This window comes from Labilibaculum sp. K2S (assembly GCF_030372765.1).
Lineage (GTDB): Bacteria > Bacteroidota > Bacteroidia > Bacteroidales > Marinifilaceae > Labilibaculum.
The window spans coordinates 96,988-122,172 of the sequence record NZ_JAUCMW010000010.1 but is presented as its reverse complement, the minus strand read 5'-3'; the positions used below and the strand labels follow the sequence as shown (position 1 = coordinate 122,172).

Annotated in this window: 20 protein-coding genes and 1 CRISPR repeat array; of the genes, 12 read left to right on the top strand and 8 right to left on the bottom strand. The window is 37.8% G+C overall.

The window, feature by feature from the left end:
* The first annotated feature begins 85 nt into the window (after positions 1-85).
* The 7 genes from QUH73_RS12790 (at position 86) to QUH73_RS12760 (ending at position 10,633) form a co-directional block, all read left to right on the top strand.
* Positions 86-1,015 carry a DMT family transporter gene (locus QUH73_RS12790; protein ID WP_289530831.1) on the top strand — a complete coding sequence of 310 codons (930 nt, stop codon included), beginning with the start codon at positions 86-88 and terminating at the stop codon, positions 1,013-1,015.
* A 156-nt stretch (positions 1,016-1,171) separates the two neighbouring features.
* The gene (locus QUH73_RS12785; protein ID WP_289530830.1) at positions 1,172-1,645 is read left to right on the top strand and encodes an HIT family protein; all 474 of its coding nucleotides are present in this window, start codon (positions 1,172-1,174) and stop codon (positions 1,643-1,645) included.
* Positions 1,646-1,760: 115 nt separating this feature from the next.
* Entirely contained in the window at positions 1,761-2,654 is an 894-nt protein-coding gene (locus QUH73_RS12780) for a helix-turn-helix domain-containing protein (protein WP_289530829.1), read from the top strand.
* 196 nt (positions 2,655-2,850) lie between these two features.
* Positions 2,851-3,840, top strand: a complete 990-nt coding sequence (locus QUH73_RS12775) for an aldo/keto reductase (protein WP_289530828.1) — start codon at positions 2,851-2,853, stop codon at positions 3,838-3,840.
* 650 nt (positions 3,841-4,490) lie between these two features.
* Positions 4,491-5,216, top strand: a complete 726-nt coding sequence (csx27, locus tag QUH73_RS12770) for a type VI-B CRISPR accessory protein Csx27 (RefSeq protein WP_289530827.1) — start codon at positions 4,491-4,493, stop codon at positions 5,214-5,216.
* A 4-nt stretch (positions 5,217-5,220) separates the two neighbouring features.
* Complete coding sequence (cas13b, locus tag QUH73_RS12765; RefSeq protein ID WP_289530826.1) at positions 5,221-8,544, top strand: type VI-B CRISPR-associated RNA-guided ribonuclease Cas13b; 3,324 nt, start codon at positions 5,221-5,223, stop codon at positions 8,542-8,544.
* Positions 8,545-8,617: 73 nt separating this feature from the next.
* Positions 8,618-9,181: a CRISPR direct-repeat array (repeat unit 36 nt; unit sequence GTTGTAATTGCTCTTATTTTGAAGGGTATACACAAC).
* A 717-nt stretch (positions 9,182-9,898) separates the two neighbouring features.
* On the top strand, positions 9,899-10,633 hold the full coding sequence (locus tag QUH73_RS12760; protein WP_289530825.1) for a DUF6261 family protein: 735 nt from the start codon (positions 9,899-9,901) through the stop codon (positions 10,631-10,633).
* Positions 10,634-11,030: 397 nt separating this feature from the next.
* On the opposite strand, the gene murB is transcribed toward QUH73_RS12760, so the two are convergent.
* The 4 genes from murB to QUH73_RS12740 form a co-directional block, all read right to left on the bottom strand.
* Positions 11,031-12,044 carry a UDP-N-acetylmuramate dehydrogenase gene (gene murB, locus QUH73_RS12755; protein WP_289530824.1) on the bottom strand — a complete coding sequence of 338 codons (1,014 nt, stop codon included), beginning with the start codon at positions 12,042-12,044 and terminating at the stop codon, positions 11,031-11,033.
* A gap of 45 nt (positions 12,045-12,089) precedes the next feature.
* On the bottom strand, positions 12,090-13,115 hold the full coding sequence (locus QUH73_RS12750; RefSeq protein ID WP_289530823.1) for a threonine aldolase family protein: 1,026 nt from the start codon (positions 13,113-13,115) through the stop codon (positions 12,090-12,092).
* Between the two features lie 230 nt (positions 13,116-13,345).
* On the bottom strand, positions 13,346-13,894 hold the full coding sequence (locus QUH73_RS12745; protein WP_289530822.1) for a hypothetical protein: 549 nt from the start codon (positions 13,892-13,894) through the stop codon (positions 13,346-13,348).
* A 31-nt stretch (positions 13,895-13,925) separates the two neighbouring features.
* On the bottom strand, positions 13,926-14,264 hold the full coding sequence (locus tag QUH73_RS12740) for a hypothetical protein (RefSeq protein ID WP_289530821.1): 339 nt from the start codon (positions 14,262-14,264) through the stop codon (positions 13,926-13,928).
* 114 nt (positions 14,265-14,378) lie between these two features.
* Here QUH73_RS12740 and QUH73_RS12735 point away from each other — a divergent pair, with 114 nt between their 5' ends.
* Positions 14,379-15,251 (top strand): metallophosphoesterase family protein, encoded by an 873-nt coding sequence (locus QUH73_RS12735; RefSeq protein WP_289530820.1) that lies wholly within the window; start codon positions 14,379-14,381, stop codon positions 15,249-15,251.
* A 2-nt stretch (positions 15,252-15,253) separates the two neighbouring features.
* Here QUH73_RS12735 and QUH73_RS12730 read toward each other — a convergent pair whose 3' ends face one another.
* The gene (locus tag QUH73_RS12730; RefSeq protein ID WP_289530819.1) at positions 15,254-16,132 is read right to left on the bottom strand and encodes an AraC family transcriptional regulator; all 879 of its coding nucleotides are present in this window, start codon (positions 16,130-16,132) and stop codon (positions 15,254-15,256) included.
* Positions 16,133-16,388: 256 nt separating this feature from the next.
* Between QUH73_RS12730 and QUH73_RS12725 the strand changes: the two genes are divergently transcribed.
* From QUH73_RS12725 to QUH73_RS12710, 4 genes are all read left to right on the top strand, one after another.
* Entirely contained in the window at positions 16,389-17,618 is a 1,230-nt protein-coding gene (locus QUH73_RS12725; RefSeq protein ID WP_289530818.1) for a sugar MFS transporter, read from the top strand.
* 20 nt (positions 17,619-17,638) lie between these two features.
* Entirely contained in the window at positions 17,639-18,589 is a 951-nt protein-coding gene (locus QUH73_RS12720; protein WP_289530817.1) for an ROK family protein, read from the top strand.
* A 303-nt stretch (positions 18,590-18,892) separates the two neighbouring features.
* Positions 18,893-19,762, top strand: coding sequence for a Cbp1 family collagen-binding glycoprotein adhesin (locus tag QUH73_RS12715; protein ID WP_289530816.1), 870 nt, complete (start codon positions 18,893-18,895; stop codon positions 19,760-19,762).
* Between the two features lie 300 nt (positions 19,763-20,062).
* A complete protein-coding gene (locus QUH73_RS12710) occupies positions 20,063-21,700 on the top strand; it encodes an ABC-F family ATP-binding cassette domain-containing protein (RefSeq protein WP_289530815.1) in 1,638 nt (545 codons plus the stop codon).
* Positions 21,701-21,769: 69 nt separating this feature from the next.
* Here QUH73_RS12710 and QUH73_RS12705 read toward each other — a convergent pair whose 3' ends face one another.
* From QUH73_RS12705 to QUH73_RS12695, 3 genes are all read right to left on the bottom strand, one after another.
* Complete coding sequence (locus tag QUH73_RS12705; protein ID WP_289530814.1) at positions 21,770-22,309, bottom strand: glutathione peroxidase; 540 nt, start codon at positions 22,307-22,309, stop codon at positions 21,770-21,772.
* Between the two features lie 200 nt (positions 22,310-22,509).
* The gene (locus QUH73_RS12700) at positions 22,510-24,096 is read right to left on the bottom strand and encodes a dipeptidase (RefSeq protein ID WP_289530813.1); all 1,587 of its coding nucleotides are present in this window, start codon (positions 24,094-24,096) and stop codon (positions 22,510-22,512) included.
* A 48-nt stretch (positions 24,097-24,144) separates the two neighbouring features.
* Entirely contained in the window at positions 24,145-24,990 is an 846-nt protein-coding gene (locus tag QUH73_RS12695; protein ID WP_289530812.1) for a CvfB family protein, read from the bottom strand.
* Positions 24,991-25,185: the final 195 nt, after the last annotated feature.

The window sequence follows — 25,185 nt, the reverse complement described above, 5'->3', positions numbered from 1 at the left end:
CCGGCTTGAAAAATAAGAGCTGCGTCTCACATTTTGTATCAAAGGATTTATTATCATTGCAGCAAAGTAAATTGAATTGAGAGCAATGATTGGAACACAGACAAAAGGAACCATTATGGTACTTTTATCAGCAGTATTTTTCGGACTGCTGCCTTTTTTTGCCATTAAAACCTATGCCGAAGGTTTTGATGTGAGTAACCTGTTGTTGTACAGATTCAGTTTTGCATTTGTGCTGATTGGTTTGTTTTGTATCTACAAAAAGATTAATATCCGAATCAATAAAAAACAGTTTTTTCTGCTGCTGATTCTCGCATTTGTTGGAACCATGATGACCACCTACACACTTTTTTTATCCTATCAGTATATTTCGTCGGGATTGGCAAGCACACTTCATTTTGTGTACCCCATTATCACCATTGTTTTTGCAGGCATCATCTACAAAGAGAAATTTACACTGAAAAAATTAACAGCTCTCTTTTTATCCATTATTGGCATTGCCTTGTTATCCTTAGGCGGTGGTGCAGCGATTAATACAACAGGTGTTTTATGGGCTTTGGTGTCGGGCTTATTTTACGCCATCTACATTTTGTGCATGGCCAATCCCGAGTTAAGGAAAATTTCGCCTTACAGCGTTGCTTTTTGGATTTTTGGCATCTCTGCAATTTTGTTCTTTGGCAAATGCTACTTCACAAATAATATCAACACAAATCCTGGTATCCTGTCCATATTTTATATCGTAAATCTTAGCTTTTGGTCTACTTTTTTGTCGGTTGTTTTGTTCTATATGGGCATGAAATATACCGGTCCGGGGAATGCGTCTCTTCTGTCAACTCTTGAACCTCTTACCGGAGTTATGGTAGGAGTGTTTGTGTTTAATGATGTAATGGACTTAAAAAGTTCTTTGGCCATTCTTCTGATATTGACTTCTGTTTTTATGGTGATGCAAAACAATAAGAAACGAAATTACCGAATGTTTTTTCTCAAATTAACTCCCCGCAGACTAAGGAGAGCTTAATATTTTAATAGAGAGTCATAACAGGTTAACATCAAAATTGATCCTATAAATGTTTCTTTTCAGCTATCTTCGTTAAAAAAATGCAGGGGAACCCGGCTGTCCTTTTCTTTTTTGCCTTGGTATAAGCGAAAATTATTCATTCATAAATTTTAAAATATGCACCATAAATGTCTTGTTTGTGAAAGGATTTCAAAAATTCTAAATCATGAAAACCCATACTTTGTGGCAGAACTGGAAACAGGTTATGTTGTTTTGGGCGATTTTCAATTTTTTAAGGGCTACGTTTTATTGCTTTGTAAACAACACAAAACCGAGCTGCATCAATTGGATGAAGAGTTTAAGATGAAATTTTTAAAGGAAATGAGTGAGGTTGCCGAGGCTGTTCATCTGGCTTTTCAACCAAAAAAAATAAACTACGAAATGTTGGGAAATGCATTTTCTCATTTGCACTGGCACATTATTCCCAGATATGAAGATGATCCCAACCCACTGAAACCGATTTGGACGATGGACAGCAAAATAATAAATGCAGAAGAAACCAGACCCAACGATCAGGAGTTATCAGAACTAAAAGAAAAGCTGTTAAATGCGTTGAAAACCACGGTTGGCTTTGGTCGGTTGGTGATTTAAAACTGTAGTTAGAGCCGGATTGCAGCAAGCCTGATTACATCCTTTATAAATGATGAAAATAAAAAAAGCGGAATTCATGCCCGTTTGTTTTGTTTGAATTTTGTAATTTGGCTTCATGGAAAAGAGTGAAGATTTAAACGAATTTTACAACAGAATAAAATACAAGCCCGATCAGGAGCTGGTTTTAAGCAAACCTCACATTAATGTTTTTGAACGGTCATCCTGTACGGGACCGCTCACTTATTCAAGAAGAGATTACTATAAAATAACTTTGATATTGGGCGAAGGAAGGCTCGATTATGCCGATAAAAGTATTTACATAGACAGGCCGGCTTTATTGTTTTCGAATCCGTTGATTCCCTATAACTGGCAGAATATTTCCAAAGAACAGACAGGATGGTTCTGTATTTTCAATGAGGTTTTTGTAAAACAGAGGGATGAGCTGCTTACGGATCTTCCAATGTTTCAGCTGGGACACGATAAGGTTTATTTTCCGGATGAAAATGCCGTGAAGGAAATTGCTGATTTGTATCGGAAAATGATGTTGGAAAATGAAGGTTCGTACATTCACAAGCAGGATGTGCTTCGCAATTACCTTCATCTGATTGTTCATTATGCACTTAGAATGGAGCCCGCAAAAAATTATGAGCAAACGCAGAATGCAGCCACCCGTATTACGTCACTGTTCATGGAATTGCTGGAGCGGCAGTTTCCCATTGATTCGATGCAGAATCAATTGAAACTGAGATCGGCAAATGATTATGCCTGTCAGCTTTCTGTGCATACCAACCATCTTAACAGAGCGGTAAAAGAGGTTACCGGGAAAACCACTACCGAACACATTTCAGGCCGTATTATTATTGAGGCAAACGAATTGCTGGTTCATACCGATTGGCCGGTTGCAGAAATTGCCTATTGCCTGGGGTTTGAGTATGCTGCCTATTTTAATAACTTTTACAAGAAAGCAACAGGAATGACACCCAGGGAAGTTAGAATGCAAATTGTTTGAATTTTATAGTTTTTGGTTTGATTTTTCTGATTTTTCTGAAAATAGTCTGGCTAATTTTGTCAGGTAATTATTTAATCAATCAGTATGAAATGTCCATGACTGGTAATTGTGACACACAGGAAGATAATTATATGGTAAGTTCTCCCGAAACAAGTTCGGGACAGGCTATATGGCAAAAACTTAAAATTAGAATCAGATGCAATACAAAACATTAGGAAAAACAGAAGAACAGCTTTCTGCTATAGGATTAGGCTGTATGGGGATGTCGCATGTTTACGGTGAAAGAAAAGATGAGGAAAGTATCGCCACTTTGCACAAAGCATTGGAATTGGGGATTAATTTTTGGGACACTGCCGATTTTTATGGTGGAGGAGCGAATGAGAAACTTATTTCAAAAGTGCTGAAACCAAACCGGGACAAGATATTTATAGCCACAAAATTTGGGTTTAAGTATGGCGGTGAAAATTTGCTGGCCAGTAGTTTTGACGGCTCACCCAAATACATGCGTAAGGCTGTGGAATTAAGTCTGCAGCGATTGGGCATCGAAACCATCGATTTGTACTATGCCCACCGGGTTGATCCGAACGTACCGATTGAGGAAACGGTAGGAGCAATGGCGGAACTTGTAAAGGAGGGAAAGGTTCGTTATCTGGGACTTTCAGAAGCGTCCATTACCAATATCAAAAGAGCAAACGCAGTACATCCCATTTCGGCATTGCAAAGTGAATACTCCCTCTTAACAAGAGATGTAGAGAAGAAAGTACTGCCCGAAATTACAGAAATGGGCATCACATTTGTTCCTTATTCACCTTTGGGAAGAGGAATGTTTACCGAGAATTTTAATGTGGATACTATTGCTTCCAGTGATATCCGTTTGAACTTACCCCGCTTTCAGGGAGAGTATTTAATCAACAATCAGAATCTGATGAAAGCACTGGATGAATTTGCATACGGTAAAAGCATCAATACTGCCCAGCTGGCATTGGCATGGCTGATGGCGAAAGGCGATAACATCATACCAATTCCGGGAACAAAAAAACGCAGGTATCTCGAACTAAACGCCAAAGCCACAGATATTGAATTTACAGCAAACGAAGTGGCCGAAATAGAAGCCATTATTGCGAAATACCCCAATACGGGAGAGCGTTATACCGAAGCTGCTATGAAATTGGTAGATAAGGATTAAGCGAAAAGCGAAGCGCTGAATGAAAATTGCAGACCGGGCATCATGCCCGGTCTTTTTTGTGTCTGCAAAAACGAAACTGCACCAAAGACTTTCCGGAGTATTGGCAAACTTTTAATTCGAGTTTATCACATTTAGTTGGAATATTTTTAATCCAGTTGGCTAAAGCCAAACTGTAATAGATAAAATTACAAAGGATTTCCTGCTAAAAGCCAGGTATCTGTTGCAATAGCCTTCAGGCAATTGATAGTAAGAAAAGAATAGTATTGAAGGAGTAAAATGATGCTGAAACAAAACATCTATTGCAGTTGCTTTTAAGCAACTGATAATATGAAATTTAAAAACAGGCTTTAGCCGCATAAAATAAATAAGATGAGTTGGGTAAGAGTATATGTACACATGGGATTCTCTACAAAAATAAAATTATCATTGACAAGCCGTTTGAATATTTAACTTGCTCTCCAACTTTACATTCACCAATTGCTAACTCCTGACAGCGTAGAAGACCTGTCATCGTTTTAGCAATTTTCTTTTTATTCACTATTATTTTTTTTGTTAACTAATTATTGTTTTGTAGATTCGGATTCGCAATTGGTTTTGCCGGATAATAAATATTCCGCTGAAAGCCGAAGTTAAATCAAACAATAAATAGGATGGGAAAGTTTTCACTTTACGATTTGTTAGGGTTGCTGTTGCCCGGAGTACTCTTTTTGTTTTTTTGTAATGTCATAAATAATCTTTATGGATTTACACCTACATTGTTCGGAGCGCTTAATTGGCAGATAAACATTGGCATTACATTGTGTTTTGCACTTATAATTGGAGCCACGCTTTACGCTTCAAATTTCTATTTAGTACAACAGAAATGGTACAACCGGCTTTTGGGAATGTACAAGCCCGTTGCTGTTCTTTATTTAAAAATGGAGTTTCTTCACCAATTGATGAACGAAAGCTTAAATGAGAAAGCAAAAGAATGGTACGGAAAAAACATCTTTTTGAATAAAACCGGTTTCGATAATTTTACAGCCGGCCAGCAGAAAGAAACGGAATATTTGCAGGATGAGTTTTACGACCGTATGTATTACGAATTGGAGCATCACGGCAAAATAGAACACCCTAAAACCTTTCAAAGCTTTTATTTTTTCTTTCGGCAAACAGCCCTGGCCTGCATCCTGCTTCTTTTATTGGAGGTATTTTTGTTTGCCTTGCATTTTATTACTTCTCTCCATTTAAACAAGCCGGATATATTTACCGCACTCTGCCTGGGTGGATTATTGTTCTCTATTCTTTTTGTTTCGGCACAGCTTGCCCAATGGTATCGCAAACGAATGGTCATGAAAATGTATTGGGCTTATTTTACTCACCTAAAACAAATTTAGTGCTATGGAAACAATCGAAAAAACAGAGTATAAAGGCTTAAATGTGTACAAAACAGTAGAAAACGATCCGCAGTATTTTGGTGGCTATCTGAATATGGCGCGGTTAAATATCTTTAGCATTAACAATTCTGTTGCCCATAAAATTAAACTGTCAACTCTTTCTGATGAAGAAAAAATACTGGATAGTTTTTTATGCACTAACAACAGAAAGCATCTCAACTGGAATTTGGCTCATTCTATTGCAGTTAAGTTTTTGCCAATAGTAAAAGTCTTCGACTTTGAGAGTCTTCCAAAACAGGAAAGAACCGGCGACCTGAATAATAGGAATACAGGAAAAGACTTTGCTGCAATGACAGCTTCTCTACGATGTTTGTTTAGCGAAATTCAAGAGTTCAGAAACGATTACTCTCATTACTATTCCATAGCAAACGGGAACAAAAGAAAAACGACAATTTCGGGAGAAGCTGCCGAATTACTTAGGCTTAATTTTGCACGGGCTATTGAATATACAAAGGAGAGGTTCAATGGCGTTTTAAACGATGAAGATTTTGAACCTGTAAAAGAACGTGTACTTGTAAATCAGGATAACACAATAACGACTGATGGTTTTGTTTTTTTAATCTCTATGTTTTTAGAGCGGGAACATGCGTTTCAGTTTATAGGAAAAATTAAAGGCTTAAAAGGAACGCAGTTCAATAGTTTTATTGCCACACGAGAGGTGTTAATGGCCTTTTGTGTTAAACTGCCGCACGATCGGTTTGTAAGCGAAGATAAAAAGCAGGCACTCACACTGGATATAATCAATACCCTGAACCGATGTCCCAAAGAACTGTACAGCGTAATTACCGATGAGGAAAGGAAAGCATTCAAGCCAAGTCTGGATAAGCTAAAACGTGAAAACTTGTTGGTTAACAGCACGAATGACAAGCTTGCTATTGAAGATTACGACAAGTATATTGAGGCACTTACACGAAAAATAAGACACAGCAACCGCTTCTCTTATTTTGCATTAAAGTTTATCGACGAAACGGATATCTTTAGCAAATTGCGTTTCCAGATTAACTTGGGGAAGTTACTCATTGACGAATACGAAAAGCCCGTTAATAATGAATTGTATCCACGAAGCATTGTGCAAAATGTAAAAGCATTTGGAAAGCTAAGCGATTTTGAAGATGGGGAAGAAGTCTTAAAACAGATTGACAAAGGTGGAAATTCGCTGGGCTTTGAGCAATACGCACCCTTTTACAACACAAAAAACAATAAAATTGGTTTGCACACCAATAGTGCGAAATCGATAATAATCAATAGGCCGAATTCAGAATCGAAAATTAAGAAAAGCCTTAAGCAAGCTTTGCCCGAAGCCTTTTTGAGTTTGCACGAGCTGCCCAAAATTATTGTGTTGGAATATCTGGAGAAAGGAAAATCGGAAGAACTGATCAACGATTTTATTTTGGCCTGCAACAGTAAAATTACCAATAAGCAGTTTATTGATGAGGTGAAGGCGAAATTGCCAAACGACTGGAATGAATTCAATAAAAGATCGGATTCGAAAAAAGATCCTGCCTACAAGCCAAATGCATTGGCTTATTTAAGAAAACGTAAAAAAACCTTGGATGAGGTGCTGGCACAATACAATTTAAATCACAAACAAATACCAACACGCATTTTAGACTACTGGTTGTGCATTGTTGATATTGATGCCGACCGAGCCATTTCCGAAAGGATTAAACGAATGAAGCGCGAGGGTATGGATCGCTTAAAGGCGTATCAGAAATTTACCAAAACCGGAAAGGGGAAAATCCCAAAAATTGGCGAAATGGCTACTTTTCTGGCAAAGGATATTGTTGATATGGTAATCAGTACCGATAAAAAGAAAAAAATCACTTCTTTTTATTACGATAAAATGCAGGAGTGTTTGGCTTTGTTTGCCGATCCCGAAAAAAAAACGCTGTTTATTGATCTCATCAGTAAAGAGTTAATGCTTAATGATATTGGAGGACATCCTTTCCTGAAAAATATTCGCTTTAAGAACTTAAATTATTTGCAAGACTTGTATGCAAAATACCTGCAGGAAAAAGTGAAAAGGAATGCTTATAATGATGATTCATGGATGAATACTACCTTCTACGATTTAGCATGGGATGATAAAAAAGGTAAAGAATCTACTACGGTAAGAATTCCATTTAATCTATCTAATGTTCCTTTTACACTGCGTCAGCTAAAAGAGAAAACTAACTACAATCTGGATGAATGGCTGTATAATGTAACAAAGGGAAAGGTAAAAGGGGATGGTAAAGCGCCGATCAATTTACCAACCAACCTGTTCGATGAAACCCTAACTCGTTTGCTGCAAAATAATTTGGAAGCGCACGCAGTGGAGTATCCTGCAGAGGCGAAATACAACGAGCTTTTAAAAATTTGGTGGAAAAAGCGCGGCGACAGCATACAAAGCTTTTACAATGCCGAAAGGGAGTATTTTATTTTTGATGAGAAAGTGAATTTTAAACTGCAGGAGAATGCCATGTTTGCCGATTTTTATTCCGATAGTGTAAAAAAAGCCTTTAGAGCAAAACGAAATGCAAGAAGAATAGAACAAAGAACCGACCGAAGTTTGCCGGATATTAAGTTCAGTCAGGTAGAAAAAGTATTTAAGCGAAGCATTTCGAATTCCGAAAAACAAATTCGTTTGTTGCAGGAAGAAGATCGGATAATGCTTCTGATGCTCGAAAAGCTGATGAGTACCGATCGGGATTTGAACTTAAAACTGAACCAGATAGATACTCTTTTAAACGCGACCATTACGGTGAAGGAACCGGTTACCGGAAAATTGTGGTTCGAAAATAATGCCGAAATAACAAGAACAATTATCGATCAGCGCAAGCGAAAAGATCACAGCATGCTGCACAAATATGTTTTCGACCGGCGCCTGCCCGAGTTGTTCGAGTATTTTACCGAAAACGAAATAGCCTTGCCAAACCTAAAAAACGAATTGGAGGCCTATAATGCAGCCAAACAAAAGGTTCTAGATGCGGCATTTGAACTTGAAAAAAAGCTGCTTGCAAACAATTGTGCCGATAATTTTATAGATGAGGATTGTAAAAACGGACACATTCCGCACAAAGCCTATTTGCAGTGGCTTACAAAAGAGGGGGTAATAAACGAAAACGAATTTTTGTTTTTAAATGGGGTTCGGAATTGTTTTTCGCACAATTTATTCCCTCAAAAAAGAACGATGAGTTTGTTTGTTGCCCGGTGGGACAATAGTAATTTTGCCCAACAAATAGCAGAACGTTACAATGAGAAAATTGACGCCATACTAGCTATATAGTAGAAAATACTTCCGTTTTTTGCCCGGCAAAAAACGGTTTATCCTTTGCAAATAAGGCATTTATAAAACCTAGGTTGTAATTGCTCTTATTTTGAAGGGTATACACAACTATTACCATCGGCAGGCATTTGTTCATTTCGTTGTAATTGCTCTTATTTTGAAGGGTATACACAACGAGTACTCTGATGACAATGTAGAGATTGAAGTTGTAATTGCTCTTATTTTGAAGGGTATACACAACCAGAATTGGTTGAGTATGCTAATGAAGTAAGTTGTAATTGCTCTTATTTTGAAGGGTATACACAACCTTTTCAAGATAATTTGATTGTAATCTTGTGTTGTAATTGCTCTTATTTTGAAGGGTATACACAACTAGTCAATTACTCCACACTGAATTAGTGTTGTTGTAATTGCTCTTATTTTGAAGGGTATACACAACACATGAAAAAACTGAAAGAATAATCCTAAAGTTGTAATTGCTCTTATTTTGAAGGGTATACACAACAACGTTTAGCTCCTTGATTCTACTTGATACGTTGTAATTGCTCTTATTTTGAAGGGTACACGCAACTGATTTGATTAATTAAATGATTAGCGCAATGTTATAGTTGCTCTTATTTTGAAGGGCACACACAACATTCATTGCCCCGTGCTTCAGCTCGGGGGTTTTGGAATATTTTTCTTTTGGAGGGTATACACAACATTCATTGCCCCGTGCTTCAGCTCGGGGTTTTTGGAATATTTTTCTTTGGAAGGGGATACACAACAAATATTGAATGTTGGAAAATCCATACAGCAGCTATTTTGAAAAGGCCAGGCCCTCAGTCCGGCCTTTTTTCTTGTCCAGACAAAAAGTTGTCGTATTTCTCAGGGAAATAAGCCCACCAAGCAAAAAGTTGCCGTATTTCTCAGGGAAATAAGCCCACCAAACAAAAAGTTGTCGTATTTCTCAGGGAAATAAGCTCACCAAGCAAAAAGTTGTTGTATTTCTCAGGGAAATAAGCTCACCAAATAAAAAGTTGTTGTATTTCTCAGGGAAATGAGTCGTCCGATTAAATGGATGCTATGCCACGTTTTTAGATTGTGTAAGTTGAATGGTTAAATACCTGTATTGTATTTTAAAACAGGTAGAGTAAACTGATAGTAAGTTTTCTTTAATTTGTTATGTGTATAAATAATTTTTGGGTTGCTTTGTACTGCTTGTTTTTACTGGTGTTTGTGTGCTATATTGGTTTTTTCTTTTATTAATTGGTGTTTTAAAGTTTTACGATATTCATAATAAATTAATTATTTGTTTGTTTTGTCGAATAATTGTTGATAATTTAAGGCTTCGAAAAAATAAAACAAAATAGTTATGAAAGCAATAAACGTAAAGTTGAACACAAGTGAAACAGCAGAAGCCTGCCAAGGCATAATAGAATTAAGTAAAAAATACCCGATAACAGAAGATGCTTACTTCAGCATAACATTCGAAAAATTATCCGGGATATCGAACGAGTTAATTGGGAAGATGAATGCGGGTTGGTTGAATAGTGAATTAAAGGATAAGGATGAGGCACGTGATTTGGATCTGCGCGCCGTTTTTTATGAAGTAAAAGCCAAATGCATGCGCCGCCCCAGTGCCGGTCAGGAAAAGGCTTTGCGGATAAAAGAAGTTTTGGATCGTTACGGGATGAAAATTACCGAAGAATCGTATACCATAGAAAGCGCCGGAGTACGCGCCATGTTGAGCGATTTAAATGCGCCCGAATTGGAGGAATGTGTTCGGGCAATACCTGATTTAAAACAACTGATGGATAATGTGGAGCAATCGCAGGCCGATTTTGATGTCTCGGCCTCTAAATTAATCGAAGACAAAAACGAACGGGAAAATGCCAAATCGGCATCGGTTGTTGCACAGGAAGTGAAGAGCATCATTAACAATGAGTTGTTGGTTTATTTAGCCGCAATGGCAAAAGCAAACCCGGCGAAATACAAACCTTTTACCGATGTGGTAAATACATTAATTGAAACCAGCAATAACAAGCTGCGCGACCGTTTGGCTGCCTTACAACGCAAAAAGGAAAAAGTAAATCAGGAATTGAACTAGAGAGAATTACTTACAACTACATACAAACTGAAGCAAACCCCTTTTAACAATTGTTAAAAGGGGTTTTTTATGTGTTTTTAATTGGCATCTTTTTTAAAGGGCTTTCGCTTTAGTTCAAATATTTAGTAAGACCGGGAAGCTGAGAACTTGTTCGAAGATCGCCCGGCCACACTTAGATTTGAGTTAAATAAGGAAGTTTTTTAAAAAGCAGCCTTGAATTTCTTTGCTTCGTTTCTTGTTTCAAGACAAGAAATGATGTCGGGTTTGGGCGGAAAGCCCAATTACTAAAATCAATTAGAACAAGACTGATACAATATTATATTGTTTCTCTTATTTATTGAGCTGCGGCGATCGAAAAAAAAATGCGGTATTACTTTTCATCATCACATTGGGCTGATTAAACCGCATTTACTTCCATCTCCAGCTTCACGCCAAATTTGTAGAGTACCGATTTTCTGATTTCGTTGGCCAGCTGAAGAATTTCAGATCCTTTTGCATGGCCATGATTCACGATTACCAGCGCCTGATCTTTGTGAACACCGGCATCGCCGATTTGTTTGCCTTTCCAGCCACATTGCTCAATCATCCAGCCGGCAGCCAGTTTGCTTTGTGTTTCGCTTAGCTCGTAAACGGGCATGTCTTCGTGTTTGGCTTTTAGGGCATCGGCTTCAGCTTTGGCAACCACCGGATTTTTGAAAAAACTGCCTGCATTGCCCAGTACTTTAGGGTCGGGCAGTTTGCTTTCGCGGATTTTGATGATTACCTCGCGGATATTTTTCAGATTCACTTCATTGTAAGCTTCCAGCTCCCGGGCAATGGCGCCGTAATGAACTTTAAATTCGGACTGTTTGCTGAATCGGAAGTTAACGTGGGTAATAATGAATTGATTTTTGTATTCGTTTTTAAATACGCTGTACCGGTAGTCGAATTCGCAGAGTGCATTGCTGAAAGTTACTTTTTTGTTGCTCTCAATGGATATGGTCTCCACGCTTTCGATCACGTCTTTTGCCTCAACACCATAGGCTCCTATGTTTTGGATGGGTGCTGCACCAACCACACCCGGAATATGCGACAGATTTTCAATGCCCGATAAATTGTTCTCAACACTCCAGGCCACAAATTCGTCCCAATTTTCGTTGGCACCAGCCCGAACCAAAACCGAATCATCATCTTCTTCAAGAATTTTTATTCCTTTTACTTTGGGGTGGATAATTAAACCTTTAAAATCTTCGGTAAACAAAAGGTTGCTGCCGCCGCCCAACAGCAGGTATTGAATGCTCAGGATGTTATTCTTGCTTAAAAAGTCTTGAATTTCTTCGATTGTATCGAATTCGAAAAAATATCTGGCATTGGCTTCCAGGCCAAATGTATTGTAATCTTTTAATGAGAAATTTTTACGAAGAGAGGCCATTGTGTCAGTTATCAGTGAACAGTTATCGGTTATCAGTGAATGGTATTAAAGAGTTTGTTTAAGAAGTTTTACAAAACCAAGAATATCTTCTTCGGTGGTATCGAAGGAACACAGCCAGCGCACTTCGCCTGCATGTTCGTCCCAAACCCAAAAAAAGTATTCTTTCTGAAGTTGTTCAATTTTATCTTTAGGTACGAGTGCCCAAATGCCGTTGGCCTGTACTTTTTGGGTGATTTGTATCTGATCTATCTTCCGAACTTCCTGTTCGAGCAGTTTGGCCATTTTGTTGGCATGACGGGCTGTTTTCAGCCACAATCCGTTGGTGAGCATGGCATCGAACTGAGCGCCGATGTATCTCATTTTAGAACAAAGCTGCATGCTTTGTTTGCGAATGTATTTGGCTTCTTTCGATAGCTCGGGATTAAAAAAGATGACTGCTTCGCCCAGCATCATGCCGTTTTTGGTCCCGCCAAAACTGAGCACATCAACACCGGCAAGGGTGGTAAATTCTTTTACATCAACATCCAGACTTACAACAGCGTTTGCCAGCCGTGCACCGTCCATATGAACGTACATGTTGTTGGCGTGTGCCAAATCGCAGATTGCTTTTACTTCCTGCGGCGTATAAACGGTTCCCAATTCGGTGCACTGGGTAATCGAAATCATTTTTGGCTGGGAGTGATGCTCAAAACCAAATCCGTGCAGATGCGGAAGAATTAATTCGGGTGTTATTTTTCCATCGCTGCAGGCAATTGGAATTACTTTACAACCTGTAAATTTATCCGGGGCACCGCACTCGTCAACCTGAATGTGAGCCGTTGCCGGACAAATAATAGAATGATAGGATTGGGTTAAGGTTGAAAGACTAATAACATTGGCTCCGGTTCCGTTGAAGGCAAAGTATACATCAATATTGTTTCCAAACAGGGTTTTGAATTTTTCAATTGCGGCAGCTGTGTACGAATCTCCGCCGTAAGCCATTGCATGACCTTGGTTCGCATTCTGAATGGCTTCCATTACCTCTGGCAATATTCCTGAAAAATTGTCGCTTGCAAATCCTCTTTTATTCATTTTATATGCTTTTGTATCGAGGCATTAAAAGTAAACTTTATTCACTAAATATTTCGATAAAAAGTTTGAAAATGCAGATATGCCATCAAATATGTCCTAAACGTTTTTGTGAATTAGTTCTAATTTATTTTTTTAGATCATGATAACTTTTAAGGGGTATTATTTATTGGCATCGATTACATCCCATTTATGACAATATTAACATGTCATCTAAAACAAAAGCATTTGGATTATGAGTTTAAAAGCACTTTTATTTTTTGAAGCAAAACAGACAGATCGTCGGGTTTGGCTTCACCTTTGGTAAGGAACTGAATTCTACCTTCTTTATCCAAAAGGAAAAGGTAACACAGCTTTTTGTCCTGAACATCGAAGTAGTCGTAATAGCTGCCCAAAGGACCATAATATGTCATTACATTTTTGTGCATTGGTTCGGCAATGCCGCTGCGCATTCCATTGTCAATATAGTGCGACATCCAATTGTAAAGATTACTGATCATGGGTACCTCAATAAACCGGAAATCGTTGTGGGCGCTAAACTCTTTCAGGAGTGGTTGGGTCCAGGTATCAATTTGGGCTTGCGTACCTCGTTTAAATGCAATGATTAAAACGCTCACCTTTCCTTTGCAGTGATCGGGAAGAGTGATCATTTTAGACGATAACAATTCCCCTTTTATCTCGGGGAAAAGATCTCCTGATTTTAATTGATCGGGATTTTGTGCCACGGCTTGCTGGATGATGATGATACTAAGGAATACTGCAGTTATAATTGATCTGATCATTGTGCCATTTTAAAATCAAAATATGTCGGTATTATTTATTTTCCTGATAATATTTGAGTAGAAAAGCATATGTATTTTTCGAGGTTTTCTCTCGTTCTATTAGCGTAGGTTCTTTTAATTGGGCTTTAATTAATTTGTAAAGTTCTGCAATCAGTTCGTATTCCTGTGTGTTTTTCAGGTAGGTTTTCGATCGTCCGATGTAAATTCCCGGGCTGCGTTCAACCAAAGGAGACAGATTGATCCATTTATTGGTTAAAGTTAAAGTGAGTTTCGCTTTCAGTCCAAGATCTGCATTTCCCAGAACGAGATCACCGTCGTTATTTATCGACCAAAAATATTTTTCGGGGTTTTTCAGCAATTTTTCAAGCATATCTTAAAAGTTTTAATTTTATCTGAATGTAGTTGTAAGTTTGTAAATGTAAATTTCTAAAATTTTTAGAAATTTTGCAGATACTTCAGTCTTGAATTATAAAGATAAGTAAAAATGATTTGTGATATTCAGTATGGAAAATTAATGATTGTGTCTGATTTGCATGGCAACGGATTTGATTTTCGACAGATTTTGAAGGTGTATGGAAAACTAAAAAGCGAAGGAAAAGCAGATTATCTGGTTTTTCTGGGCGATTTAATTCATGCTTATCCCGGAAAGCAAAAAGATGAATCCTTGGAAATGGTTCAGGAACTCATTAAAATGGAGGCAAATAAAAAGGGAAGCGATGTGATCTGTTTGTTGGGGAATCATGAGTTTGTTCACATCTATCATATCCCTTTGCATCGGGGAAATCTGGAGTTTACATCCTGGTTCGAGAACCGGATTCGAAAGAACAGGGAAGAAATTGTAGGCTTTTTTATGGATATGCCGTTTGTATTGAGAACCAAAGGAGGCGTTTTGGTGAACCATACCGGTAGTTCTGATCGGTATGCGCGCAGCAAGGAAATGGATGTAAACTGGTTTAAACAGTACTCTCATAAAGGGAAATTTGTGGCGCATGTTGAAAGTATTCGCACCTACAATCCGCAGATTGGTTCCCTGTTTATGGATACTGCCGAAGGGGATTATTTGTGGGATGTTTTAATGAATGGCAACGAACGGCAGTATGGAGAGGAATATTTGGAAATGATTGATGATTTATTGGCGTTCGCAAGTAAGGACCGCGAGCATTCACCAATGAAAACGCTGGTCAGCGGTCACATTGGTGTTGACTACGGAGCCGAAACAATCGGGGCTCATAAATTGCGCTTGTGCAGCAGTGCCGGTTGCTTACGCGATTTGGAAAAGAAATACCTGCTCATCGATGCCGAAAAAACATACGCCCATTCAATGGAGTTACTGGAATCTTGTCACGATCTCTTCTGATTTTAGGATCGGAACGATTCCAGACTTTTTCCTCTTAACTGAAGAGGTGATTTTCCTGACGCTGCTTTAAAAGTCTTGTTGAAGTAGGAGGGACTGTTGAAGCCGCATTCGTAGGCAATTTGAGCCACCGTTAACCTGCCTTCGGCAAGAAGTTTTTTTGCATAATTAATCCGCATTTCATTCAGAAATTCAGAAAAGGTTTTATTCGTTTTGCTTTTAAAGAAGCGGCAAAATGCGGTTTTACTCATGTTGGCAATTTTAGCCGCCTCGTCCAATTCTATTTTTTGCTGAAAGTTTTTACTTACGTATTCATAAATCTGATACAGTTTCTGATTGTTTCTGTGCTGGAACGTTTCTACAAAATTATCCGATGCCAGATACTCCAGATCATCCGATAGAGCCAAAACCTGTAATATCTGCAGCAACACAAGAATCCGCTGAGCGTATTCCGAAGAATGAAGTGTTTTTAAATGCTGAATGATCTTGTATTTTGAGCTGCCTTCAATGCGCACTCCCTGAAACGACTTGGTCAGAAATTTCCTGATCCGGTACATTTCAGGCAAAAGAAAGAACTCTTTGCCAAAACTATCGTCTTTGAAATGAACCACCCAGGCAATGGCCCGCAAATCATTTTCTTTCTGATAGTAAGACTCATCGTTCTTCATTACATGAGGAGTGTTGGGACCAATAAATATCAAATCTCCATCTTTAAAATTGTCAATGCAGTCACCAACCACCAAAGTGCCTCTGCTTTTTTCAATGTAGATCAATTCAAACTCGGGATGGTGATGCCACGGAACTTCAATGTGGGGTAAAACATCAATTTTAGATCGAAACGAATGCTCATTTTTTATTGGTATTTCTTCAAGTAGTAGTGACATAGTTGTATTATTTTACCTGCATTGCTTTGTATTGATTGAATAAAAGCTAATATATTATTTGCCGTTTTTAGTCTTAACTTCAAACATCAAAACATTACCTTTAAAAGCAGTACTTGTGCATTATTGCCTTTTGCTATCGTTTGTTATTAGCAAAGTGTGAATATAGTGTAATAAAATGATAAAATAGTAAAACTAATTCATAAGAAATTGGTTGAGATTTGTAAACAGAAATACAAACGATTGAAAAAATATACTTATGGTCTCAATTAGTACGAATAGTAAGAGTAATTCCGGCACACAGGCGCAAGGAATGAATTACAAAGGAGCTTTAGCCCTGCTGACTTCTCTGTTTTTTATGTGGGGATTTTTAACCTGCATGAACGATATTTTAATTCCTCATTTAAAAGGATTGTTTGAATTATCAATTACGCAGGCAATGTTGGTACAGTTTACCTTTTTTGGTGCCTACTTTTTAATGTCATTGCCGGCCGGTTGGATTATTGGAAAGATTGGTTATAAAATGGGAATTGTAACCGGATTGGGTATCGCAGCTATGGGTGCTGCCTTGTTTTTTCCTGCAGCAGCATTTTTGTCCTACGGATTTTTTCTTTTTGCTTTGTTTGTACTGGCTGTAGGAATTGTTATTCTTCAGGTGGCAGCAAATCCTTTTGTTGCAGAATTGGGTACGCCCGAAACGGCATCAAGCCGTTTGAATCTTACACAAGGATTTAATAGTTTGGGAACTACTGTAGCTCCAATTTTTGGTGCTTATTTAATATTGGATAACACAAGTATTGATAGTGCAGGCAAGGCTGAAGCGGTTCAAATGCCATATCTTGGATTGGCAATTGCACTGGCTGTAATTGCTGTGATTTTTGCTTTGGTGAAGTTGCCGAAAATTCAGGATGTTGAGGAAGAAAAAGCAGAAGGTTCGGTATGGAAATTCAGACATTTAATTTTGGGTGCTGTTGCTATTTTTACTTATGTTGGTGCAGAGGTTTCCATAGGTAGTGCTTTGGTAATGTATTTTGGAGACGAAGGACTGCACCTGTTTGGTGAAGCAGAAGCGGCCAGCTATGTTTCGGTATTTTGGGGTGGAGCGATGGTCGGCCGGTTTATAGGATCAGCAATCATGCAAAAGGTATCAGCCTCAAAAGTATTGGCTTTCAATTCCGTTATGGTTGTAGCTTTAGTTGTTGTCAGTATGCTTACGAATGGATATGTTGCCATGTGGAGTCTTGTTTTGGTAGGATTGTTTAACTCAATCATGTTCCCGACTATTTTCACGCTTGCAATTGATGGTTTGGGTAGATATACCAGTCAGGGGTCAGGTATTTTGTGTTTGGCGATTGTTGGAGGTGCAATAATCCCAATGATAATGGGTGTGTTAGCCGATAATTTCGGATTGCGAAATGCATTTGCTTTAACCATTATCTGTTACGGATACATTTTATTCTATGCCTTAAGAGGACACAAACACGCGTAATTAATTATTTATTTTTAGGGATGAAGGAAGTTGCTTTAGGTATTGATATAGGTGGAACCAATACAGTTTTTGGCTGTATTGATTCGGAAGGGAATTGTTTGGTAACAGGAAGTTTACCAACTCAAAAGCACGCGGCTATTGAGGATTATTTAGATGAATTGTTTGTTGAGGTTGAATCTGTTATGAATGGATCAGCTGAAAAAATGAAAATAATAGGAGTTGGTATTGGTGCTCCCAATGCCAGTTTTTACACGGGAACAATTGAAAATGCAGCTAATTTGCGGTGGAAGGGGAGTGTACCTTTGGCAAGTTTAGTGAAAAAGAGAATAGATGTTCCTGTAATTATTACCAACGATGCCAATGCTGCCGCAATGGGAGAAAAGGTTTTTGGTGCTGCAAAAGGAATGGATAATTTCATTGTGATTACTTTGGGAACCGGATTGGGAAGTGGAATTGTGGTGAACGGCGATTTGCTATATGGTCACGATGGCTTTGCAGGTGAGGTCGGACATATGATTGTTCGCGCGAGCGGACGGGAATGTGGCTGCGGACGTAAGGGGTGTTTGGAGACTTATGTATCGGCAACAGGAGTTAAAAGAACTGTTTATAAGTTGTTGGCGCGGCACATGGGTGATAGTGAGCTGAGAGATATCCCGTTTAGCCGGCTGACAGCAAAAATGGTTGCGGAAGCGGCCGGCAGAGGCGATTTAGTTGCAAAAGAAACATTTAGATATACTGCAAGAATGCTGGGAGAGGTTCTGGCTAATGTAGTTGCGGTAACCAGTCCGCAGGCAATCTTTCTATTTGGTGGGTTAACAAAGGCAGGAGATCTTCTTTTTACTCCGGTTGCTGAAACACTCGAAGAACAACTTCTTTCCATCTACAAAGGGAAAGTTAAACTATTAGCTTCAGGAATTGAGGATGACGCAGCGGTTTTAGGTGCAGCATCTTTAATCTGGAACAAAAGATAACCGATAGCTTTCAGGTTAAGTTTTGATGTTAATTTGGTATTATCCCCCCGTGCCTGCATTTATGCGGGCACTTTTTGTTTGTAGAAATTGTTTCTACAAACTGTGGGAAAGATTCCACACATATTTACCTGTTTAAAAATAAAAAAATGAAAATTAACATTATTTTTTGGGGTGTATTGTGTTGGTAATGAGTGTTTAGTTTGCTTTTGTGTGCAGAGTTTTCATTTGATTTTATTTCTGGCACAGATTTCTCATATTGACCTGTGAATTTGAATTGATGTAAACTTATTAAAATTGGAAATTATGAGAAAGATAGTATTTGCACTCCTGGTATTACCTCTATTTACAGCATGTAATCAGAAAGAATTAAAGCAATTGCGCGAGCAAAATGTTCAATTAACACAAATGGCTCAGGAAAAAGATTCTACCATTGATGATTTTGTTGAATCGTTTGATGTTATTTCTGCTAATCTGGCAATAATTAAAGAGAAAGAAAATATTATTGCTGTTAGTGCAAGTGAAAATCCAAGTATTGGAAAAAAAGCGAAAATCGTTACTGATTTAAGTTTGGTTCGCGATCTTTTGGAAGAAAACAAGGCAAAGCTCGAAAGTCTGGATAAAAAATTAAATAATAGCTGGTATCAAAACTCAAAACTAAAGAAATTGGTTGCTGGTTTAAAAACACAAATTGAAGAAAAAGATATTTCAATTAATGCTTTATCGGAGCAAATTGCACAGCTTAATGTTAAAGTTGACCATTTGAATGGTCAGGTTACTGATTTGAATGGGACTGTTATTGCTTTAAATACTGAGAATGACAGCATCAATAAGACGATTGAAGAACGAACTGCCAATTTAAACACAGCACATTACGTTATTGGTGATATTAAAGAGTTGAAGGAGAAGCAAGTTGTGACAAGTACCGGTGGTATTTTAGGAATTGGAGCAACGAACATGTTGAACCAAAAAATTAATCCTGAAAATTTCAATAATATTGATATTACTCAAACAACAACTATTCCTGTATCTGGAAGAAAAGTTAGTTTAGTAACATCTCACCCCAGTGATTCCTATCGATTTGAAGGAACTGATAAAGAAATTGAAGCAATCACAATTCTTGATCCTCATGAGTTCTGGAAAGCATCAAAATATTTAGTTGTTGCAGTGAAATAATAGAAGCAAAACAACTTGCCTGTAAGCATCCCATTTTGGGATGCTTTTTTTATATACAAAAGGCCAGCTTATTTGGTTTCTTGTGCTCAGAATATGCTTGCTTTAAGATTGGAACAGCCAATTGTCAGACCCAAAAGTGTGACCAACAAATGAGTAATGAATAAACTTGACGAGAATTGAAACTGATAGAAGTGACTAGTGTTAATCGGGTTCTTATTTAAATTTTAAATGCCAATCATACAGAATTTATTTCAGATTTCCTTAAAGTGATTATCTTTGCGGCTCATTTAAATTAAAGAGATGATTAGTGTAGATGCTTTAGCGGTAGAATTTGGAGGAACCACTTTATTTAAAGACATTTCCTTTGTGATTAATGAAAAGGATAGAATTGCTTTAATGGGAAAAAACGGGGCTGGTAAATCTACTCTTTTGAAAATAATTGCAGGAGCCGAAAGTCCTTCCCGGGGAAGAGTTTCAAGTCCTAAGGATAAGGTGATTGCTTATTTGCCACAGCATTTAATGACAGATAATACCCGTACGGTATTCGAAGAAACGGCTCAGGCTTTTGCTTCCATTTTTGAAATGGAGAAGCAGATTGAGGAAATGAATGTAGAATTGGGTACACGAACCGATTTTGAATCGGAGAGCTACTACAAATTGATTGAGGATGTTTCTGCTTTAAGTGAAAAATACTATTCGATAGAAGAAATAAACTACGATTCGGAAGTTGAGAAAACACTATTTGGTTTGGGGTTTGTACGGGAAGATTTTGCAAGACCAACCAGTGAATTTAGTGGTGGTTGGAGAATGAGAATCGAATTGGCGAAAATTCTTTTGCAAAATCCCGATTTAATTCTTTTGGATGAGCCGACGAACCATTTGGATATTGAATCGATACAATGGTTAGAGGATTTTCTGATTAATTCGGGAAAAGCTGTTGTGATTATTTCTCATGACAGGGCTTTTGTTGATAAAATTACCACCCGAACCATCGAAATTACAATGGGTAGAATTTACGATTACAAGGTAAATTACTCTCAATATTTAGAGCTTCGCAAGGAGCGAAGAGTTCATCAGCAAAAAGCATTTGATGAACAACAAAAAATGATTGCGGACAATCAGACTTTTATTGACAGGTTTAAGGGCACGTATTCCAAAACACTGGCGGTTCAATCGCGGGTGAAAATGCTCGAAAAACTCGATATTGTTGAGGTTGATGAGGAAGATAATTCAGCACTTCGTTTAAAATTCCCACCATCGCCACGTTCAGGAAATTATCCTGTAATTATGGAAGATGTTGAAAAAATTTACGGTGATCATACCGTATTTTCAGGGGTGAATTTTACAATACAAAGAGGAGAGAAGCTTGCTTTTGTGGGGAAAAACGGAGAGGGAAAATCTACTTTGGTAAAAGCCATTATGCAGGAAATTGAGCATGGCGGTAACTTAACGCTTGGGCATAATACGATGATTGGTTATTTTGCTCAGAATCAGGCTTCGTTGATGGATGAAAATCTGACTGTTTTTCAAACCATTGATGATATTGCCAAGGGAGATATTCGAACAAAAATTAAAGATATATTAGGCGCTTTCATGTTTGGAGGTGACAACTCAACAAAGAAGGTGAAAGTTCTGTCCGGTGGAGAAAAAACCCGGTTGGCAATGATTAAATTGTTGCTGGAGCCGGTGAATTTGCTGATTCTTGATGAGCCAACCAATCACTTGGATATGAAAACCAAAGATATTTTGAAGGCTGCCTTAAAAGAATTTGACGGAACCATAATTCTGGTTTCTCACGACCGTGATTTTCTGGATGGTTTGGCCGAGAAGGTATACGAATTTGGAAACAAGAAGGTGAAGGAACATTTGGGTGATATTTACTCATTCCTGAGCAAAAAGAAAATGGAGAATTTAAACGAATTGGAACGTAAAAATTAGATCAGTACAGCAAACAATACAATTAAATTGAAGAGACGCCATCGCGTCTCTTTTTTTGTTGAATTTCATTTATTGTTCTAACCATGAAATTACCTTTTCACTATTGGGTTTCTCTTTTGAATAAAGAACATCAACAAGTTGTCCGTTTTCATCAATCAGGTATTTTTGGAAGTTCCATTTTACTTTGGAATCCATCACTCCATTTTTTGACTTTTGTGTCAGCCAGCTGTAAATTGGATGAATATTATTTCCTTTTACTGATATTTTCGACATCATGGGAAAGCTAACCCCATAATTTTTGGTGCAAAATTCTTTTATTTCTTCATCAGTTCCAGGTTCCTGCCAAAGGAAGTTGTTTGCAGGAAAGCCAACAATTACAAAATCTTTATCCTGATATTCCTTGTACAATGCCTCTAATAATTTGTATTGAGGAGTAAATCCACATTTAGATGCCGTATTGACAATCATGATTTTTTTGCCCTTTAAATCAGCAAAATTAAACTCTGAACCGTCAATAGCTGTAACGGTAAATTGATGAATACTCTCTTGGGCAAAGCTCATAAAAGAAGTTGAGATAAGTAAAATGCCTATTGCAATTATTTTTCGCATACCATGATATTTATATTAACGATTCAACAAATTACTCCCTTTTTTGTTCCGAAACAAGATGAGGAATATGAATGCATTTTTATAAGATCAATTTTGATGTTAATTTGGTATTAGGGTGAGCTTGACTCCGTTTGTACATTAGGCTGCAAAAAAAAGAGCAACCAATCAGTTGCTCTTTTCTCATTCAATATTTAGGGATCTTAGAATTTCTCATCGTATTTGGTCCAGATTCCATCACCAATTTCCCAAGCCTTTTCAACCACTTCGTTTCCAAGTTGAATGGTTCTGTTGGTAAGGAATTCCACTCTTTTTTTCTTGTTCAAACTCATGAATTGTTCATCAATTTTCGCCTGTTCTTCAAAATAGCTTTTTTGTAATGGAATAAACACCTTGTCGATATCGTGACGCATATCTCCCCATCGCTGAGCCGATAATGTACCTAATCTGTTGAAAGCCCACCATGCAGAAGTGCGGGTATATCCCAATGTGCGGGCTTTTACTTTATAGCTTTCAGCTAAATCTGTTGATCCTGAATAAACCGGAATATAAATTGAGCTTGCCACATTATCCTGTGCCAACCAAACAATGCCACCAACTTCATCAGGCAACCAATCACGACATTGAATAATCGTTGCATACATAGTATACCAACGGGCTATGGTTCTTTCTCCCAACTCATCCCATCCGCCATTCACACGAAACAATTTATTCATATCGTAAGGCATAAAAGGATTTGCAAAAGGAGATATCACTTCATTGCCGTCTTTATCCGCTTGTTTGATATTCTTTACAAAATTATAAGGGGTTCCTTCGTAGTAATCTTTAAAGATCTCTACCAACTTATTCATTGTTATTTTTTCATCCGGTTTTACCGAGAAAGGATAATCCTTATCGTTGGCATCCAAATGCAAAAAAGGAGCTGCCATTGAAAGTACCCGCCATTCTCTTCTTCGTGAAGCAAGAGACAAACGACTCTCCGGTGCATAAGCGTAATTCCAGCGGAAAGTTTCGCCTTCTTTCCACCATCCGTTTTCTTTGGCAACATCAAAAATATTTTCCGATGCCATAAAATAATCCGGATTTTTTAAATCAATCTCTTTAATGGTACTGGCGTTCGCGTTTACAGAAATGTGATCGTTTGGAACACGTTGAGCAACCCAAACGGCTCCTACTTTTCCTTTTCCCGGACCAACAACCTCAAAATGCCAAACCTCTTTTTTATCAGCAATGGTAAGGCATTCGCCATAATCGCGCCAACCGTATTTTTTTAGTAAATCATCAGCCAATGTAATTGCTTCGCGGGCAGAAGAACATCTTTCCAACATTAATTGCTGCAAACGCTGACAATCAATTAAACATTCTGTAGAGAACAATTCTTCATGACCACCAAAAGTAGATTCACCAATGGCCAGTTGCTTTTCGTTAATACAAGGATAGGCGGTATTTAAGAATTGGTAGGTTTTTTCTACCTGATCGATTTCTCCGATTTTTTTGTGCTGATACGTTGGCATTGCCAAACTATCGCAGGCAGAGCGTTCAAACAATTCAAATTTATTTCCTTTGTCGTGCTTCTTAGCGGGAACAACATTCATCCAGGCTCTTGTACGGTGACTGTCATCGGTGTGAGACGTAATAACAGAGCCATCAACAGTAGCCGTTTTGCCAACCGTTATGGTGGTACATCCTTCCGGAACACCGTTTTTCCAATCTGATTTGTCCTGAGCAACGGCAGAAAATGAAATTGACGCCATTAAAATGAACAAGCTCATTTTAAATTGTTTCTTCATAAGTTCGTGTTGTGTTGTTTAGCAATTGTGTTGTTTGTTCTTCTTTTTTTATTTGGCACCTTTCACTAAAAATATGCCTGAATCTTCAATGGTGATTAGTTTTTGTTTGTAAAGCAGACCTACTGCTTTTTTGAAGTTCTTTTTACTCATATTTAGAAGGTGATAAATATCTTCAGGCGAACTTTTGTCGTTTAAAGGAAGAAAACCATCTTCTTTCTTTAGCTGAGATAGAATTTGTTCTCCGGAATCAGGAATCTTATTTTCGTAACCTTGTTTTTGCAGGCTGATGTCTATTTTTCCGTCAGGTCTGATTTTTTTAATATATGCCTTGCGCACATCTCCGCAGCGAACAGGTTCAAAAATTTCATTCTGATACAGCATCCCTAATGCGTCGTTGCTAATCAATACCTGATAGCCCAAATCATTTCTTCGTCCGATAAGGATTTCTACTTCGTCGCCTTCGGCATACGAGGTTTCTACGTCTCTAAGTACATTTTCAATTTTGGCAGTTCCAACAATTCTGCCCGATGCATTGTCTAGGTACACAAATATTAAGTAAGAATAACCAACCTGCATGTTGTCCTTTTGCTCACTAAACGGAACAAACAAATCTTTAGCGATTCCCCAGTCGAGAAATGCACCTAAATTATTGACTGTTTTCACCTTTAAATAAGCAAATTCACCTACTGTTGCATAGGGAATAAGAGTTGTTGCAATAATTCGATTTTCCGAATCACGATAGATAAATACTTTAATAGTATCATCCAATTGGGTTTTAGGAGGCACATATCTGGTAGGCAAAAGAATTAAAGATTCATCTTCTCCCTGTAAATACACTCCAAAATCGACTATTTTGGCAACTTTTAACGATGCAAACTGACCAATTATACTCACAATATTATATTTTATCACCTTATCTGCATTGAATAAGAATTACTTACAGATGAAAGTGCGGTTTTTACTACTCGAAAATTTAACACGGTAAATGTAAGCATCTTTTTACGAAATATTCGTTTGCAGAGCCAATTCCCAAATTTCAAATTGAAAATGGTTTTCTCTATAAATCTTCTTGGAAAAGAGGATTAAATC

Excerpts from the sequence above, each read along its gene's own strand:
- QUH73_RS12700 (WP_289530813.1), bottom strand. The coding sequence starts at position 24,096 with ATGAAGAAACAATTTAAAATGAGCTTGTTCATTTTAATGGCGTCAATT.
- QUH73_RS12715 (WP_289530816.1), top strand. The coding sequence starts at position 18,893 with ATGAGAAAGATAGTATTTGCACTCCTGGTATTACCTCTATTTACAGCA.
- QUH73_RS12730 (WP_289530819.1), bottom strand. The coding sequence starts at position 16,132 with ATGTCACTACTACTTGAAGAAATACCAATAAAAAATGAGCATTCGTTT.
- QUH73_RS12790 (WP_289530831.1), top strand. The coding sequence starts at position 86 with ATGATTGGAACACAGACAAAAGGAACCATTATGGTACTTTTATCAGCA.
- QUH73_RS12705 (WP_289530814.1), bottom strand. The coding sequence starts at position 22,309 with ATGCGAAAAATAATTGCAATAGGCATTTTACTTATCTCAACTTCTTTT.
- QUH73_RS12725 (WP_289530818.1), top strand. The coding sequence starts at position 16,389 with ATGGTCTCAATTAGTACGAATAGTAAGAGTAATTCCGGCACACAGGCG.
- csx27 (WP_289530827.1), top strand. The coding sequence starts at position 4,491 with ATGGGAAAGTTTTCACTTTACGATTTGTTAGGGTTGCTGTTGCCCGGA.
- QUH73_RS12760 (WP_289530825.1), top strand. The coding sequence starts at position 9,899 with ATGAAAGCAATAAACGTAAAGTTGAACACAAGTGAAACAGCAGAAGCC.
- murB (WP_289530824.1), bottom strand. The coding sequence starts at position 12,044 with ATGGCCTCTCTTCGTAAAAATTTCTCATTAAAAGATTACAATACATTT.
- QUH73_RS12735 (WP_289530820.1), top strand. The coding sequence starts at position 14,379 with ATGATTTGTGATATTCAGTATGGAAAATTAATGATTGTGTCTGATTTG.
- QUH73_RS12775 (WP_289530828.1), top strand. The coding sequence starts at position 2,851 with ATGCAATACAAAACATTAGGAAAAACAGAAGAACAGCTTTCTGCTATA.
- cas13b (WP_289530826.1), top strand. The coding sequence starts at position 5,221 with ATGGAAACAATCGAAAAAACAGAGTATAAAGGCTTAAATGTGTACAAA.
- QUH73_RS12740 (WP_289530821.1), bottom strand. The coding sequence starts at position 14,264 with ATGCTTGAAAAATTGCTGAAAAACCCCGAAAAATATTTTTGGTCGATA.
- QUH73_RS12785 (WP_289530830.1), top strand. The coding sequence starts at position 1,172 with ATGCACCATAAATGTCTTGTTTGTGAAAGGATTTCAAAAATTCTAAAT.
- QUH73_RS12745 (WP_289530822.1), bottom strand. The coding sequence starts at position 13,894 with ATGATCAGATCAATTATAACTGCAGTATTCCTTAGTATCATCATCATC.
- QUH73_RS12720 (WP_289530817.1), top strand. The coding sequence starts at position 17,639 with ATGAAGGAAGTTGCTTTAGGTATTGATATAGGTGGAACCAATACAGTT.
- QUH73_RS12710 (WP_289530815.1), top strand. The coding sequence starts at position 20,063 with ATGATTAGTGTAGATGCTTTAGCGGTAGAATTTGGAGGAACCACTTTA.
- QUH73_RS12750 (WP_289530823.1), bottom strand. The coding sequence starts at position 13,115 with ATGAATAAAAGAGGATTTGCAAGCGACAATTTTTCAGGAATATTGCCA.
- QUH73_RS12780 (WP_289530829.1), top strand. The coding sequence starts at position 1,761 with ATGGAAAAGAGTGAAGATTTAAACGAATTTTACAACAGAATAAAATAC.